At 72.4% G+C, this 15,325-nt stretch carries 15 protein-coding genes; 8 read left to right on the top strand and 7 right to left on the bottom strand.

Annotated elements, in window-relative coordinates; translation table 11 throughout:
• Window positions 1–182 precede the first annotated feature (182 nt).
• Window positions 183–413, bottom strand: coding sequence for a winged helix-turn-helix domain-containing protein (locus tag ACN263_RS30140; RefSeq protein WP_422737579.1), 231 nt, complete (start codon window positions 411–413; stop codon window positions 183–185).
• 482 nt (window positions 414–895) lie between these two features.
• Between ACN263_RS30140 and ACN263_RS30135 the strand changes: the two genes are divergently transcribed.
• The 6 genes from ACN263_RS30135 to ACN263_RS30110 are packed head-to-tail and all read left to right on the top strand — an operon-like array spanning window position 896 to window position 6,474.
• On the top strand, window positions 896–2,035 hold the full coding sequence (locus ACN263_RS30135) for a transporter substrate-binding domain-containing protein (protein ID WP_422737578.1): 1,140 nt from the start codon (window positions 896–898) through the stop codon (window positions 2,033–2,035).
• Window positions 1,999–3,051, top strand: coding sequence for a hypothetical protein (locus tag ACN263_RS30130; protein ID WP_422737577.1), 1,053 nt, complete (start codon window positions 1,999–2,001; stop codon window positions 3,049–3,051). Before ACN263_RS30135 ends, ACN263_RS30130 begins: the two co-directional genes overlap by 37 nt.
• A gap of 51 nt (window positions 3,052–3,102) precedes the next feature.
• Entirely contained in the window at window positions 3,103–4,872 is a 1,770-nt protein-coding gene (locus ACN263_RS30125) for a proline--tRNA ligase (protein WP_422737576.1), read from the top strand.
• Window positions 4,873–4,928: 56 nt separating this feature from the next.
• Window positions 4,929–5,354, top strand: a complete 426-nt coding sequence (locus ACN263_RS30120; protein WP_422737575.1) for a CBS domain-containing protein — start codon at window positions 4,929–4,931, stop codon at window positions 5,352–5,354.
• A 29-nt stretch (window positions 5,355–5,383) separates the two neighbouring features.
• Entirely contained in the window at window positions 5,384–5,812 is a 429-nt protein-coding gene (locus ACN263_RS30115) for a SufE family protein (RefSeq protein WP_422737574.1), read from the top strand.
• A gap of 20 nt (window positions 5,813–5,832) precedes the next feature.
• A complete protein-coding gene (locus ACN263_RS30110; RefSeq protein WP_422737573.1) occupies window positions 5,833–6,474 on the top strand; it encodes a DsbA family oxidoreductase in 642 nt (213 codons plus the stop codon).
• Between the two features lie 36 nt (window positions 6,475–6,510).
• Here the strand turns inward: ACN263_RS30110 and ACN263_RS30105 are convergent, their stop codons facing one another.
• The 5 genes from ACN263_RS30105 to ACN263_RS30085 all read right to left on the bottom strand — a co-directional run bounded on the left by ACN263_RS30105 (window position 6,511) and on the right by ACN263_RS30085 (window position 9,825).
• Window positions 6,511–7,059, bottom strand: coding sequence for a YbaK/EbsC family protein (locus ACN263_RS30105; protein ID WP_422740877.1), 549 nt, complete (start codon window positions 7,057–7,059; stop codon window positions 6,511–6,513).
• 83 nt (window positions 7,060–7,142) lie between these two features.
• On the bottom strand, window positions 7,143–7,337 hold the full coding sequence (locus ACN263_RS30100) for a hypothetical protein (RefSeq protein WP_422737572.1): 195 nt from the start codon (window positions 7,335–7,337) through the stop codon (window positions 7,143–7,145).
• 73 nt (window positions 7,338–7,410) lie between these two features.
• A complete protein-coding gene (locus ACN263_RS30095; RefSeq protein ID WP_422737571.1) occupies window positions 7,411–8,064 on the bottom strand; it encodes a GAP family protein in 654 nt (217 codons plus the stop codon).
• A 52-nt stretch (window positions 8,065–8,116) separates the two neighbouring features.
• Entirely contained in the window at window positions 8,117–9,505 is a 1,389-nt protein-coding gene (locus tag ACN263_RS30090; protein WP_422737570.1) for an MFS transporter, read from the bottom strand.
• 59 nt (window positions 9,506–9,564) lie between these two features.
• Window positions 9,565–9,825, bottom strand: coding sequence for a hypothetical protein (locus ACN263_RS30085; RefSeq protein WP_422737569.1), 261 nt, complete (start codon window positions 9,823–9,825; stop codon window positions 9,565–9,567).
• Between the two features lie 219 nt (window positions 9,826–10,044).
• On the opposite strand from ACN263_RS30085, the gene ACN263_RS30080 reads away from it, so the two are divergent.
• Together ACN263_RS30080 and ACN263_RS30075 are read left to right on the top strand one after the other, a co-directional pair.
• Window positions 10,045–14,493, top strand: coding sequence for an HAD-IC family P-type ATPase (locus ACN263_RS30080; RefSeq protein ID WP_422737568.1), 4,449 nt, complete (start codon window positions 10,045–10,047; stop codon window positions 14,491–14,493).
• Window positions 14,494–14,549: 56 nt separating this feature from the next.
• Entirely contained in the window at window positions 14,550–14,993 is a 444-nt protein-coding gene (locus ACN263_RS30075; RefSeq protein ID WP_422737567.1) for a hypothetical protein, read from the top strand.
• An 8-nt stretch (window positions 14,994–15,001) separates the two neighbouring features.
• Here ACN263_RS30075 and ACN263_RS30070 read toward each other — a convergent pair whose 3' ends face one another.
• Window positions 15,002–15,310 (bottom strand): hypothetical protein, encoded by a 309-nt coding sequence (locus ACN263_RS30070; protein WP_422737566.1) that lies wholly within the window; start codon window positions 15,308–15,310, stop codon window positions 15,002–15,004.
• Window positions 15,311–15,325 lie beyond the last annotated feature (15 nt).

Below are 15,325 nucleotides of genomic sequence, written 5' to 3'. Positions count from 1 at the left end.
CCAGTCTTGCACCGCAGGCGGGTCGGCCGGTGCCCCGACCGGCCGACGTGGCGGAGGTCATGCGGCCCCTTGATCGAGGGCCTTGATCGACACGAGTTCACCGATATCGCGGTATCGGAGTCGAGTTGACACCGCAACTTCGGCGAACTCGTGTCGATCACCCGCAGCGCCGGGCCGCAACCTCATTCGCCTGGCGCACTCTCCTTGACGTACACGCCGGCACCGGGCAGGGATTCCGTGAGGCCTTGCATCTTCAGGATGAGGAAGACCCGGTCCGCGACGAAGCTGGAGACCTCGTACTGCTCACACAACTCGGCGCGGCTGGGCAGTCGCGAGCCGGGTGGGAACTCCCCGGACTGGATTCGCTTGATCACATCTTCGGCTACGCGCTGGTAGGCGTACTGCGGCGGCACTGGCGGTTCCCCTATCGATCGGCATCTCCCACTTAATCACCCATGGCGAGTGCTTGACTAGCAATGGTTAGCCATGGCAGGTTTCTGGTAGCGCCCCTATCGGTCGGCAACTGGCGGGGTGCTCGGATAGCGGTCCGGTCACTTGATCAGGGATCGGTGGCCGGACCTGCTCCTTGCGGGAGGTGCAGTGATCGAGCGTGAACTACCCCGGTCAGAGTGGGTGCCGATGCTGGCCAGACGGATCATTCGACGGCACTGGATCTTGGGATCCTGCGAACGGTGTCACGGTCGGGCCGGAACGTGCGGAGCACTGACCTGGGCTCGGAAGCGCGTCATGGCATATCGCCAAGTCGACGATCGGCCGACCAGCTAGGCCTGCCGGAACGGTGTCGCAAATCCGGCGGATGTCGGGCTCCCCTCGCTCGCCAGCAGGGCCCACAATGGAGGGCCGGTCACCGGGCCGCGCAGCGGGGAGGGCCTAGTTGAGTCAGGCAAGCGAGCCGAGCCCCGCCGGGCCGGCACCGGCGGCGGCCACACCGTCGCGCACCGCACGTACCCGTCAGATCCGACTCGTGGGGCTCGTCGTCGCGCTGGCCGTGCTGGCCGCCGCCCTGGTCCCGATCGTCCTCGCCATGGGCCCGCCGACCCGGGACGAGTTGCTGGAGGACGCCGGGCTCAAGGGCAAGCAGCAGCTCGTGATCGGGGTGAAGGACGACCAGCCGGGCATCTCGCAGCGCCTGCCGAACAACGTCTGGAAGGGCTTCGACGTCGACATCGCGTACATGATCGCGAGCTACCTCGGGTTCGATCACTCCCAGGTGCGATTCGTGCCGATCGAGAGTGAGGACCGGGCCCGTCGACAGGCCCAGGACGGCGAGGGGTTCGTCATCGTCGACCTGGTCATCGCCTCGTACAGCATCAACGACAAGCGCCGGGAGGAGGGCGCGGTCTTCTCGGCCGCGTACCTGCACACCGAGCAGTCGGTGGTGACGTTGAAGGACTTCAAGGGCCAGGTGAGCAGCCTGGAGGACCTGCGCGGGCTGACGGTCTGCTCGCTGACCACCTCGACGTCCATCCAGCGTCTCGGCGAGGCCGGCGCCACCCCGGTGGGCCGGAACCGGATCAGCGAGTGCGTCCAGGAGCTGTACGACGGCAAGGTGCAGGCCGTCACCACCGACGCGGCGATCCTCGCCGGCTTCGTCACCGGCGACCAGCCGGGCGACGACGGCCAGCGATTCCCGCAGACCCTCAAGAACGTCAAACCGCTGCGGCACTGGGACATCGGCTCGTCACCCCAGGAGCGGTGGGGCGTCAACACCGGACCCAACAAGGCCCTGCTCGACCTGGTCGACCTCGCTCTCTACGAGTCGGCCAAGGACGAGAAGAACTCGGCCTGGGAGAACGCGTTCAACGCCAACCTCCGATGGCAGCAGGGATACAACCTCCCGCAGCCGGTCGCGGAACAGCAGCAACCCGATCCGAGGAAGGTGGAGGTGCGACAGTGGCCGTGGGAGAGGATCGCACTGCCGCCCCCGGCGTACCCCGGATCGTCACCGGTTCGTACTGGGCCGTTCGCCCGCGTCGCATGGCGGGGGCGCGGCAGGCGCAACAGTGGCTGCTGACCCTCCTACCCGCCTTCCCCGTCCTCCTGCTGGTACTGCGGCTCTGGCAGCTCAGCCAGCAGGACATGTCCACGATGCTGCTGCTGGTCCAGTACGTCAGCCCGCTCGGCCTGCTCAGCGCCCTCCTGATCGCCCTGGTGTGGGCGTTCCCCGTCGTCGTGCTCACCTTCGGCGTCCTCGGTCGACTGCTCCGGCTCAGCGCTCCTGACCGGTTCGACCCGGAACGTTCACTGCTGGCCTCGGGTACGGCGCGTACCCCCGGATGGGTGATCAGCGCGGCGGTCGCGCTGGGGGCGCTCACCTGGCAGCTCCGCTTCCTGCCGTCACTGCTGATGCTCGGCCTCTGGCTGCTGGCGCTGCGTACCCGCTACCTGCACCCGGATCAGCCGACCCGCATCCTGTTCGTCAGCGTGGCCCTGCCGCTGGCGGCGGCGGTCCTGTCGTACAGCGTCCTCGGCCCGGCGATCTGGACGGCGTGCCGGGAGGGCGAGCTGGCCACCGCCGCCCTGCTGGCGGTGCCGCCCGCCGCCACCCTGCTGCTCACCGGCCCGATTCCCGGCTGGATCGCCCCGACGCTGACCCACGGCCTGGCGTTCACGGTCGCCGCCGTGCTGCCCGTGGTGATGGGCGCGGTGTTCCTCCGGGTGCCGCTGCTGCCCACCGCCGCGATCGAGGTGCTCCCGAAGAAGGCGGCCGAGAGCGACCCCGCAGCCCCGACGGCCGCGCCGGGGAGCGCTGGTACGGCCCAGGACGGCCGGGAGGTGGTGCTCGGTGCGCTCATCACGGTCACCGACACGTCGACGATCGTGCTGGACCGGACTGCCACCGTGCGGTTCCTGCCCAACGGCTGGGTCGAGTCGCAGGTCCTCTGCCCGCAGGCGGCGGCGGTGCCGTACAGCCTGGTGTCGGTGGGCGGTTGGCCGGTGGAGGAGACCGCGCTGGACTGGATGATGCCCCGGCGACCGGTGGCCGATCCGGACATCCGTTGTGAAGGCCGCCTCCCCGGCACCTCCTGACCCGGCCCGAATTGGCTCGCCGCGCCCGCATCGCGGTCTTAGGCTGCGCGAATGCTGCTACGCATGTCGACCCTGTTGCTGCGGACCCTGCGCGAGGATCCGGCCGACGCGGAGGTGCCGAGCCATCGGCTGCTGCTGCGCGCCGGTTACATCCGTCGCGCCGCGCCGGGCGGCTACACGTGGCTGCCGCTGGGCAAGCTGGTGCTGGACCGGATCACCGAGGTGGTACGCGCCGAACTGAACGCGATCGGCGACCAGGAGGTGCACTTCCCGGCGCTGCTGCCCGCCGAGCCGTACCGCACCAGCGGGCGGTGGACGGAGTACGGCGACGACATCTTCACCCTCGCCGACCGGCGCGGCGCCGAGCACCTGTTGGCGCCCACCCACGAGGAGATGGCGGCGCTGCTGGTCAAGGACCTGTTCACGTCGTACCGGGATTTCCCGGTGACGCTCTACCAGGTGCAGACCAAGTTCCGCGACGAGGCACGGCCCCGGGCGGGTCTGCTGCGCGGTCGGGAGTTCCTGATGAAGGACGCGTACTCCTTCGACCTGGACGAGGCGGGCCTGCGGGAGGCGTACGCCCGGCACCGGGCGGCGTACCAGCGGATCTTCGAGCGGCTGGGCCTGGACCACACGGTGGTGCACGCCATGTCCGGCGCGATGGGCGGGTCGGCGTCCGAGGAGTTCCTGGCCGCGACGCCGGTCGGCGAGGACACCTTCGTCGGTTGCACGGCCTGCGACTACGCGGCCAACACCGAGGCGGTCGTCACCCGGGCGCCCGCCGCCGGCGACCCCGCCACCCGGCCCGCGGCGCAGGTGCACGACACCCCGGAGACCGCGACCATCGCCAGCCTCGTCGAGCTGGCGAACAACCGGCGGCTCGGTGACCGCGACGACTGGACCGCCGCCGACACCCTGAAGAACGTCGTCCTGACGGTCCGCCAGCCCGGCGCCGACCGCGCCGAGCCCCTGGTGGTCGGGCTGCCTGGTGACCGGGAGGTCGACCTGAAGCGGCTCGCCGCCGCGCTGGAGCCGGCGCAGGTGGCGGTCTTCGACGAGTGGGCCGAGCATCCGGAGCTGGTACGCGGCTACCTCGGCCCGCAGGTGCTCGCCAAGCTGGGCATCCGCTATCTGGTCGATCCCCGGGTGGTGGCCGGCTCGGCGTGGCTGACCGGGGCGAACGAGCCGGGTCGGCACGCCACCGACGTGATCTGCGGGCGGGACTTCACACCGGACGGCACGATCGAGGCGGCCGAGGTGCGCGCCGGAGACCCCTGCCCCGACTGTGCCGACGGTCAGCTGACCATCCGGCGCGGGATCGAGATCGGGCACATCTTCCAGCTCGGTCGCCGGTACACCGACGCGTTCGCCGTCGACGTGCTCGGAGCGACCGGCAAGCCGGTCCGGCCCACCATGGGCTGCTACGGCATCGGGATCTCCCGGGCGGTTGCGGCCGTCGCCGAACAGCACCACGACGAGCGGGGACTCCGCTGGCCGGCGGCGGTCGCACCCTGTGACGTACACCTGGTGGTGGCGGGCAAGGGCCCGCAGCTCGACGCGGCGCTCGACCTCGGCGGACGGTTGGCCGCCGCCGGCCTGCGCGTGCTGGTCGACGACCGCACGCACGTCTCGGCCGGGGTGAAGTTCACCGACGCCGAGCTGATCGGCATCCCGCGCGCCGTCGTGGTCGGCCGCCGCCTGGCCGACGGGTACGTAGAGCTGCGCGAGCGGGCCGGTGACCGGCGGGTGGAACTGCCGGTGGACGCCGTGCTGACACAGATCGTCGACGAGGTAGGCCGGGAACGTGCGAACCTGGTGTAGCCGCCGCGTCACGGGGTAGTGCAGTCGGATCGGGTGGAGCGTTCTCGGAGGAACTCATGACCGGTTACCGGGTCAGCGATGTGATGACCAAGCAGGTCGTGTACCTGTCGGCGGAGACCACCCTGGACGAGGCGGCCAGGGTGATGAAGGAGGCGGACATCGGCGACGTGGTCGTCACCGACGGCGCCACCCTCGCCGGCATGCTCACCGACCGGGACATCGTGGTCCGGGCGGTCGCCGAGAACCTGTCGCCGGCGTCCACCACCATCGGCTCGATCGTCACCCGCGAGGTGGTCATGATCGAGCAGCACTGCTCGGCGGGCGAGGCCGCGGCGCTGATGCGGGACCGGGGCATCCGGCGGGTGCTGGTCTGCGACAGCGACCGCAGGCTGGTGGGCATCGTCTCCCTCGGTGACCTGGCCATGCAGCTCGACCCGACCAGCGCGTTGAGTGAGATCAGCGAACAGTCGCCGACCACGTGAGCCGTCGGCACCGGCGGTAGCCTCGACTCATGGCTGACATGCCGGCCCGACTGGCCGAGATCGTCGACGAGTTCGCCGCCGCGCCGCGCGACCTGGTGCTGGAGATGCTGTTGGAGTACGCCGACGTCATCCCCGTACTGGCGGACGACGACACCGCGCGCGAGGGCATGGAACAGGTGCCCGAGTGCCAGACCGCGTTCTTCCTGCGCGCCACGGTGACGCCGGACGGGGTGGTCGAGACGCTGTTCGACTGCCCACCGGAGGCGCCCACCACCCGGGCGTTCGCCGGGATCCTCGCCGAAGGGCTGGCCGGCGCGAGCGCAGAGGAGGTGCTGGCGGTTCCGGACGATCTCTACCAGCGGATGGGGCTGGCCCAGGCGATCAGCCCGCTGCGGGTACGCGGGGGCACCGCCATCCTGGGCCGGCTCAAGCGGCAGGTCCGGGAACAACTCGACTGACCGGGCAGTTGCCACCGATCATGGAGATCGAGATCTACGCGGACGTCGTCTGCCCGTGGTGCTACCTGGGCAAGCGTCGCCTGGACGAGGCAATCGCCCGCTACGACGGCGAGGTGACCGTCCGCTACCGGCCGTTCCAGCTCGACCCGTCGCCGGTGCCCGGGCCGGTCCCGGTGGTCGACGCGCTGGCCGACAAGTTCGGCGGCCACGAGCGGGCGCGGCAGATGATCGCACGGGTGGTCCAGATCGCGGCGGGCGACGGGCTCCGACTGGACTACGACCACGCGGTGGCCGCGAACACCTTCGACGCGCACCGGCTGGTCGGCTACGCCGCCGACCGCGACCGGGCGGCCGAACTGGTGGAAGCCCTGTACCAGGCGCACTTCACGCAGGGTCTCGACGTCGGCTCCCGGGAGGTGCTGGCGACCATCGCCGGCTCGATCGGCCTGGACGCCGCCGACGCCCGCCGGTTCCTCGACTCCGACGAGCGGACCGCCGAACTCGCCGCCGACCTGGCCGCCGCCCGCGACCTGGGTATCACCAGCGTGCCGATGTTCGTGCTGGCCGGGAAGTACGCGGTCAGCGGCGCCCAGGAGACGGACACGCTGCTCGCCGCGCTGGCCGAGGTCGAGCAGCGGGAGGCCGCCGCACGTCAGGCGTGATGTTTCACGTGCAACGGTATCGACGGAGATGACTGGTCAGGCTGGCCTGGCCAGGCCCTCCACCACCTGCGCGCCGGGCAGCGCGCCCAGCGCCGGCCCGGGCAGCGCGATCTTGCTGTGCCGTACGCCGGACCCGATGATCACATGCGGGGTGGCGATCACCCGTGCGTCCACCAGGATCGGCCACTGCGCCGGCAGTCCGATCGGGGTGATCCCGCCGTACTCCATGCCGGTCAACTCGACCGCGTCGGCCATCGGGGCGAAGCTCGCCTTGCGGACGTCCAGCGCCCGGCGGGCCACCCCGTTCACGTCGGCCCGGGTGGTCGCCAGCACGATGCAGGCCGCGTAGCGGACCACGCCTTCGCGCTTGCCGGCCACCACGACACAGTTGGCCGACACGTCCAGCCCCACCTCGTACGCGGCGCAGAACTCCGCCGTGTCGGCGAGGTCGGCGTCGATCGGCGTGACCAGCACGTCGTCGACGTCCACCGGCGCTTCGGCGGGCCACTGGGCGATGGCCTCCGCGACCGGTGGGGCCAGCAGGTCGAGGCGGGCACGGGCCGGTTCGGTCTTCAGCGTTCCCATCACGGGTGCGATCCTCGCACCCGTGCCGCCGGATCGCCCGCCGACTCCTGCGGCGTCCCGTGACACCACGTCCACGTCCCGGCTCAACTGCCCGCGAGGAACGCGTTGTCGCGCATGAACGAGCGGTCGCGGGCGGCCGCCAGTTCCTCTTCGCGGCGGGCCCGGGCCCGCTGGAGCTCCAGGTCCTCCAGCGCGTGCCGGACGCCCAACCGGATCACGCCGTAGAGGAACACGAAACCGAAGACGTAGAGGATCACCGTGGTGACGACAACGAACATGGCGTCACCGTAAGACGAACGTGAACCGTCACTTCTCTCATCTCCACCCGGTTCCCCCGTACGTGTCCGGGCCTCATCTCGACTTGAGCAGGTCCAGCACGGTGAGCAGCGCGAAGAACGCGATCACGATCTCGTTGACGATCCAGGCGTGCCCCTCGGCCCACCTCCGCATCCGTGCGAGCACCCGCGCGGCCTTCGACCCGAGCAGCACCAGCGCCAGCAGCGGCACGGCGAGCAGCAGCACGGTGAGCAGCACGAACGGCACGAGGTGCCACCACGGCAGGTCGTGCCGGGCCACGGTCGCACCCACCGTCGCCATGGTGATGTCGTCGGTCGGCGTCGCCACGAAGAGCAGCGCGCCGGTACGCGCCGCCCAGCGCGGATCGGCGTGACCGACGCTGCCCAGCCAGCGGGGTGGCCCGGAGCGGTCGCGGCGCACCCAGATCACCACGGCCAGGATCACCAGCAGCGCGAGCACCACCAGGTCGATGGCCGGACCGCTGTCGACCTTGCGGGCGGCCGTGCTGGCGTCGGTCGCCAGGCCGCCCAGCACCCGGGTCAGCAACCAGCTCAGCGTCGTTCCGGCGACCACCACCAGCCCGGCGCCGGCGAGGAAGCCGGACGACGCGGCCCGGGGCCGGTCGGACGAGGCGAGGAAGATCGCCACGACCAGTTGGGTCCCGGCGACCATCACCACGGCCAGCGGCAGGACGGTCAGGAAGCTCATCGCTCGCCAGCCTGACGGCCGAACGGCAGTGACGTGCCGGATCGTCGACGGATCACCCGCCCGGCCGGGTGCTTCCCGGCACCACCACCCGGCCGGCCAGCGACGCGCCGAACAGCGCCAGACCGGCCGCCACCACAAGCGTCACCAGGTAGCTCGACGGGCCGGGCGCGCTGCCCGCAGCCAGCACCGCACCGGTGAGCGCCAGCACGGTCGCCGCGAAGAGGGAGTCGCCCAGTTGCAGCGACGAACTGTTACGGCCCTGCTCACCGGGGGCGGACAGCTCCAACGTGAGCACCGACAACGACGGATAGAGCAGCCCCATGCCGAGCCCGGCGACCGCCCAGCCGAACACGGCGACGGTCACCGGCACCTCGGGTCGGACGGCCAACGCCACCGTCGCCGTACCGACGGTGATCGCGCACAGGCCGACGCGCGGCAGGGTGGCCCGGGAGGCCGGTACCGGAATCCGGCCCTGGATTGCGGAGCCCACCGACCAGGCCAACGCACCCACGGTGAGAACCAGCCCGGCGGCGGTCGGCGACAGTCCCCGCTCCCGGGAGAGCATCAGCGGGATGACCACCTCGGCACCGACGAACGCCGCCGACGCCAGACCCCGCAGACCGACGACGGTGGGCAGTCCCCGGCCCGCCCGCAGGAACCCGGGTGGCAGCAGACGCGGCGCGCAGACCACCAGACCGGCCAGAGCGAGCGCGATCACCGTCACGGCGGCCACGCCACGCTGCTGCCCCCCGATGTGCAGCAGTGCGGCGCTCGCGCCCGCCCCACAGGCCCAACCGATGCGGGCGACCGCGCCGTTCGGCGGCCGGCTCGGCACGGTCGCGTCGAGCGACCGCAGGCCCGGCTGGATCAGCAACACCGCCGGGACGGCCACCGCCGGCACCAGGAGGAAGACCCACCGCCAGCCCAGGTGTTCGACGATCAGCCCGGCCAGCGCCGGTCCGACCAGCGAGGGTACGACCCAGGCCGCCGCGAACGCGGCGAAGATCCGTCGGTGCAACTCCTCCGGGTACGCCTGCCCGACGATGACGTAGAGCGCCACCGAGAGCAGCCCGGAGCCGAAGCCCTGCACCACCCGGCCGACCACCAGCGCCGTCATCGCCTGTGCCGTGCCGGCGACCAGCAGCCCCACCACGAACCAGGCGACGCCGTGCCACATCGGCCCGCTCGGCCCCCGCGCGTCGCACCAGATCCCGGAGACGACCATGGCCAGCACACCGGCGGCGAACGCGCCACCGAACGCGATCCCGTACAACGCCAGACCGTCCAGGCTGCGCGCGACGGTCGGCATGGCCGTACCCACCGCCAACGCCTCGAAGGCGAGCAGCGACACCAGCGCCACGCTGCCCACCGTCATCGCCCGCAGCCGGGACGCGAACAGCCCTGCGGGCGTTGGGGCGAGGGTGACGGTTCGGCTCGACATGCACCGAGCCTGCGACCTCAACCTGGATTCAGGTCAACCGGGAGGTGACCCGGCTCTCGTCAGGCGTCCTGGAGCGCCTCCCCGACGCCGCGTACCAGTCCCGAGAAGTGCTGGTCCGCCAGGAGATGCCCGGCGGTGATCACCAGGGCGAGCGGCCACTCGATCACCTGCAACGCGGCCAGGACCCCGAGCCCGGCGTAGTAGGCGACCTTGTCCGGCGGCGGTACGGCCACCTCGCCCAGCATGGGCAACTCGACCCGCCGGCTGTACATCTGGACGTTCTCGCGTGAACCGTTGAGGTGTCGCGTCAGCGTGCTCATTCCGGCCTCCCCGTGTCCGGTGCTGGTCGTCGGATTCCACCCCCCACCCCGTCCATGCGCCTCCGGCCGCCCAAAGTTCCGGTGCTCGAAGGGGCATAACGGACGTCAGGTCGGGAAGCCAGGCCGCCGGACACCAGGGCGGCGGGAGGACGAGATGACCGACGGCACGAGAAGCGGCAACGGGGAGTCGGGTCGGGGTCCGTCCGGCCGTACGCCTCGATGACGGCGGCGGGTCGCGCCGCCGGCCGCCTCCTGCCGTCCATCGGCGTACCGCACCTGGTCGGTGAGGCGTCCCGGACCGTCGGGTCGGCCGCGACCCGGTTGGCCCGAACGGCCGGCCTGAGCCGACGCCGGGTCTGGTCACGCCCCGGCCGCCACCACATCGAGGTACACGGCGTCTGCCAGGACGGTGGCGACCGGCTGGCCCGGCAGGTCGAGGCGGCGTTGGAACGACTGCCGGGAGTCGCCTGGGCCCGGGTGAACGCGCCGTCGGGTCGGGTCGTGGTGGCCGTGCAGGCCCCCGAGCCGAGGCTGCGCGACCTCATCGCCGCGATCGGACGGGTCGAGCGGACCTGTGACCACGAACCGGATCCGGAGATCCCACCCCCGCACCCGCCCGAGGAGGGGCCGCGTACGCCCCGCACCCTCGGCGCGCTCGCCTCGGACGCGCTGGGCCTGACCATCTCGGCGGCCACCCGCATCCTGCCGTTCACGCCGTTGCCGGGCGAGGTCGCCGGCCTGCTGGCCGCCGCGGACCTGCAACCGAAGCTGCACGCCTTCGTCGGCAGACGGCTGCGCTCCGACCCCCGCGCCGACGTCATCTTCCCGCTGGCCGAGGCGGTCGTGCAGGGTCTGACCGGCAGGTGGACCGGGATAGTCCTCGACGGCGCCCAACGGATGGTGCAGTGGGGCGAGGCGCGAGCCCAGCTCACCGCCTGGGAGAAGGCCGAGCCGCGGCTGACCGGTGACCCGGAACGCGCCACCGCCCGCTGGCCGGCGGTCGAACGCCCCTGCCCGAAGCCCGACGGCCCGGTCGAGCGCTACATCAACCGGGCGTTGGCCGCCGGCGCGGCGGCGGCAGCGGCGGCGACGCCGTTCGCCGGACCCAAGCGGGCCGCCGCGCTGGGGCTGTCGGCGCTACCCAAGGCCCCGGGCAGCGGCCGGGAGGGGTACGCGGCGCAGCTCGGCCGGGTCCTCGCCCGGCGCGGGGTGATCGCCATGGACCGCAGCGTGCTGCGCGAGCTGGACCGGATCGACACGCTGGTGCTGGACGCCGCGGTGCTCGGCTCGGAGCGGGGCGTACTCGCCGATCTGGCCCCGGCGGCCGACACCGACGTCGACGAGGTGGCGGAGCGGGCGTTCGAGCTGTTCGACCCCGCCGACCCGACCGCCGCACGGGCGTCCGACGGTTGGCGACTCGGACCCCTCGACCGGCTGCCCGACGGCGCCTCGCCCGGCGACGTACCCGACGGCGAACGGCTGCGTACGGCGGGCGGGCAGCTGCTCGGGCTGACCAACGGGGGACGGCTGACGGCGCTGCTGCGGGTCGAACCGGAGCCCGCACCCGGAGTCGACGGTCTACCCGCCGCCGCGCGGCACGCCGGGCTGAGGCTGGTCGTGGCCGGAGGCGACGACCAGCGGTACGACTTCGCCGACGCGCTGCTGCCCGGCGGGAACCAGCTGGCCGACTCGGTACGCACGCTCCAGCGCGAGGGTGCGGTGGTGATGCTGGTCTCCGGCGACCGGGCAGCGCTCGGCGCGTCCGACTGCGGCCTGGGGATGTCGGCTCCCGAGGAGCTGCCGCCGTGGGGTGCGCACCTGCTGGTCGGCACCGACCTGCGGGTGGTGGCCCTGATGATCGAGGCGACCGGTGCAGCCCGGCGGATGACCCAGCAGAACATCCGGCTCGCCATGGCGGGCAGCGGGCTCGGTGCGCTGGGCGCGTTCACCGCACCGCCGACCCAGCTCCCGCACCGGGCGCTCGTGGCGGTCAACGGCGCGGCCGGACTGGCGTTCGCGAACGGGGTCTGGCGGGCCCACCGGCTACCCGACCGGTCGGACACGCCCGCGCCGGTGGCGACGGCCTGGCACCTGATGCCGGTACGGACCGTCCTGGACCGCCTGAACACCACACCGGACGGGTTGACCAGCGCGGAGGCGGACCGCCGGCACGACGGCCACGGAACGGACGGCGGCACGCCGGCCGGTGGCGGGCTGCTGCGGGCGTTCCTGGACGAGCTGTCCAACCCGCTCACCCCCGTACTGGCGGCCGGGGCGGTGCTGTCCGCGTCGTTCGGTTCGCTCGTCGACGCCGCCCTGGTCGGCAGCGTCGTCGGCGGGTCGGCACTGGTCGGGGCGGTGCACGAACGCAACACCGAACGTTCGCTGGCGGAACTGCTGTCGCGTTCGGCGGTGACCGCCCGGGTCCGCCGGGACGGCACGGAGCAGGTCGTCGCCGCCGAGGACCTGGTGCTCGGCGACGTCATCGCCCTCGAACCGGGCGACGCGGTGCCCGCCGACTGCCGGGTGCTCGAATCGGTGGGTTTGGAGGCGGACGAGTCGTCGCTGACCGGCGAGTCGCTACCGGTCGCCAAGAGCAACCGGGCGGTGGTCGCCGCGGCCATCGCCGACCGGCACTCGATGCTGTACGAGGGCACCACCGTCGCCGCCGGCCACGGCACCGCCGTCGTGGTGGCGACCGGAGCCGACACCGAGTCCGGCCGCAGTCTGGCGCTGGTCCGTCAGGCGCCCCCGACCAGCGGGGTGGAGGCGCGACTCGGTTCGTTGACCAGCGCTGCCATCCCGTTGGCCGCCGGCTCGGCGATCGCGGTGGCCGGGGCGGGGCTGCTCCGGGGCGTACCCCTGGCGCAAACGGCCGCGACCGCCGCGAACCTGGCCGTCGCGTCGGTGCCGGAGGGGCTGCCGTTCCTGGTCAGCGCCGCGCAACTGGCGGCGGCCCGGCGCCTGGCCGAGCACGGCGCGTTGGTCCGCAACCCGCGCACCATCGAGGCGCTGGGTCGGGTGGACGTGCTCTGCTTCGACAAGACGGGCACCCTCACCGAGGGCAAGTTGCTGCTCGCGGGGGTCGGCGACGGTGTCGGTGACCGGTACGCGTCGGTGGACCGGCTCGACGACCGTTTGCGGTCGACCCTCGCCACCGCGCTGCGGGCCACCCCGGCGGCGGCCGATCCGGAGGAGTTGGCGTTGCAGACCGACCGGGCGGTCCGGCGGGGCGCTGCCACGGCCCAGGTGGTGGAGCAGACCGGCGCGCCCGGCTGGCGGGCGGCCGGCGGGCTGCCGTTCGAGCCGTCCCGGGGCTACCACGCCAGCGTCGGCGAGACCGACGGTCGCCTGTTGTTGAGCGTCAAGGGCGCCCCCGAGACGGTGTTGCCGCGCTGCGCGAACCGGCGTACCGACGGTCGACGGGAGCCGCTGGACGATGCCGGCCGGGCGGAACTCCAACGCGTGCTGGCGGACCGGGCGGGAGCGGGGCACCGGATCCTCGCCGTCGCCGAGTGCCAGGTGGACGCCGCGCAGATCACCGACGCGGACGTCCGGGGGCTGACCTTCGTGGGGTTCCTGGCACTCGCCGACGGGGTGCGGGAGAGCGCCGCCCCGGCGGTACGCCGCATCCGGCAGGCGGGCGTGCACACCATCATGATCACGGGTGACCACCCGGCCACCGCCGAGGCGATCGCGGCCACCATCAGCGAGCACGACGAGCAGCGGGTGGTCACCGCCACCGAACTCGACCAACTGGACGACGAGGCGCTCGCCGAACGACTCGCCCGCACCGACGTGGTGGCCCGCTGCACTCCGACGCACAAGGTACGGATCATCCAGGCGTTGCAGAAGTGCGGGCGGACCGTGGCGATGACCGGCGACGGCGCCAACGACGCCCCGGCGATCCGACTCGCCGACGTCGGCATCGCCCTCGGCCAACGCGGCACGCCGGCGGCCCGGGCGGCCGCCGACCTGGTGGTCACCGACGACCGGTTGGAGACCATCATCGCCACCCTGGTCGAGGGTCGCGCCATGTGGTCGTCGGTCCGGCACGCGCTGAGCATCCTCGTCGGCGGCAACCTCGGCGAGATCGCGTTCAGCGTGCTCAGCGCCGCGGCGACCGGTCGTTCCGCCCTCACCGGCCGGCAACTGCTGCTGGTCAACCTGCTCACCGACCTCGCGCCGGCACTGGCCATCGCGGTCCGGCCGCCCGCCTCCGACCGCACCGACGGGCTGCTCCGCGAAGGCCCGGACGTCTCGCTCGGGGAGACCCTGAGCAGGGAGATCGGCCTGCGCGCGGCGTCCACCACGCTGGGCGCGACGGTCGGCTGGACGCTGGCCCGGTACACCGGCAGCCAGCGCCGGGCCGGCACGGTGGCCCTCGTCTCGCTCGTCGGCACCCAACTCGGCCAGACGATCCTGGCCGGCGGCACCAGCCCGGCCGTGCTGGCGTCCACGGCGGCGTCGCTGGGGGCGTTGGCCGTCGTGGTGCAGACGCCGGGGGTGAGCCAGTTCTTCGGTTGCACGCCGCTCGGCCCGGTGGGCTGGACCATCAGCGCCGGATCGGCGCTCGGCGCCACCGTCGCCAACGGCGCGCTCACCCGACTGGTGGCGCGTCTCCCGGCGGCCCGACCCGACCTCGCGCAGCCCAACGACGACGACTGACCGCCACCTCGCCCGCACGCAAGCTGCGACGTTTCCCGCTGACTACCCTCAGCGCCATGCCGTCGTTCCTGGCCAACGGGACCCGTCCGAAGGTCTGGCCGTCCCTTCCGCTGGCGCTGCTGCTCCCCTGCGGCCTGCTGATACTCATGGGTGTCACCGACGACCGCGATCCACCCCCACCCTTCGGCGTCCTGACGCCGGCAACGGTGATCGCGGTGGAACCGGCCCGGACCACCGACGGCCCCTACGTGCTGGTACGCACCGACACCGCCGACGGACCGACGATCTGCGGCATCTACGAGCGGTCGTTCGCCGACCGGCGACTACCGCCCCTGCACCAGCAGCTCACCATCGACTACAGCGCGGACCGCTGCCTGCCGGAGCCGGTCAACACGGAACTGCCCCGGTGGGTCATCGTCGCCATGGGGGCCGTCGGACTGACGGTGTCACTGCTGTGGCTCTGGGCCGGTCCGCGCCTGCAACGATTGAATCGTCGGTGACGCTTTCGTCAGTGTCGGTCGGGGCGGAACGGGTCCCGGGCCGGACCCTGCTCGGCCCAGCACAGACCACCCCGGAACTCCACCCCCGGCACCCCGTCGCCGAGCCGGCCGATGTCCACCACGGCAGCCAACGAGGTGACGAGGTCGGACCGTAGGTCCTCGACGGCCGTCTCAAGATCGTCGTCCTCTGCGGACCAGTCGATGTCGGCCGCCCGCAGGTCGGCGATCGCGCGACCGGTGACCGCCGCGGGGTCGGTGACGACCACCTCGACCCGACAGTAGAGCTGCACGGTCACCGGGGCCGGCTGTTCGTCCATACACGGATCATGACA

This window comes from Micromonospora sp. WMMD729 (genome assembly GCF_049315225.1).
Lineage (GTDB): Bacteria > Actinomycetota > Actinomycetes > Mycobacteriales > Micromonosporaceae > Micromonospora.
This window is presented reverse-complemented; position numbering and strand designations above follow the sequence as displayed.

Bases quoted from the DNA above. Each gene is read 5' to 3' on its own strand.
- ACN263_RS30130 (WP_422737577.1), top strand. From the start codon at position 1,999: ATGGCGGGGGCGCGGCAGGCGCAACAGTGGCTGCTGACCCTCCTACCC.
- ACN263_RS30125 (WP_422737576.1), top strand. From the start codon at position 3,103: ATGCTGCTACGCATGTCGACCCTGTTGCTGCGGACCCTGCGCGAGGAT.
- ACN263_RS30120 (WP_422737575.1), top strand. From the start codon at position 4,929: ATGACCGGTTACCGGGTCAGCGATGTGATGACCAAGCAGGTCGTGTAC.
- ACN263_RS30115 (WP_422737574.1), top strand. From the start codon at position 5,384: ATGGCTGACATGCCGGCCCGACTGGCCGAGATCGTCGACGAGTTCGCC.
- ACN263_RS30110 (WP_422737573.1), top strand. From the start codon at position 5,833: ATGGAGATCGAGATCTACGCGGACGTCGTCTGCCCGTGGTGCTACCTG.
- ACN263_RS30105 (WP_422740877.1), bottom strand. From the start codon at position 7,059: ATGGGAACGCTGAAGACCGAACCGGCCCGTGCCCGCCTCGACCTGCTG.
- ACN263_RS30100 (WP_422737572.1), bottom strand. From the start codon at position 7,337: ATGTTCGTTGTCGTCACCACGGTGATCCTCTACGTCTTCGGTTTCGTG.
- ACN263_RS30095 (WP_422737571.1), bottom strand. From the start codon at position 8,064: ATGAGCTTCCTGACCGTCCTGCCGCTGGCCGTGGTGATGGTCGCCGGG.
- ACN263_RS30090 (WP_422737570.1), bottom strand. From the start codon at position 9,505: ATGTCGAGCCGAACCGTCACCCTCGCCCCAACGCCCGCAGGGCTGTTC.
- ACN263_RS30085 (WP_422737569.1), bottom strand. From the start codon at position 9,825: ATGAGCACGCTGACGCGACACCTCAACGGTTCACGCGAGAACGTCCAG.
- ACN263_RS30080 (WP_422737568.1), top strand. From the start codon at position 10,045: ATGACGGCGGCGGGTCGCGCCGCCGGCCGCCTCCTGCCGTCCATCGGC.
- ACN263_RS30075 (WP_422737567.1), top strand. From the start codon at position 14,550: ATGCCGTCGTTCCTGGCCAACGGGACCCGTCCGAAGGTCTGGCCGTCC.
- ACN263_RS30070 (WP_422737566.1), bottom strand. From the start codon at position 15,310: ATGGACGAACAGCCGGCCCCGGTGACCGTGCAGCTCTACTGTCGGGTC.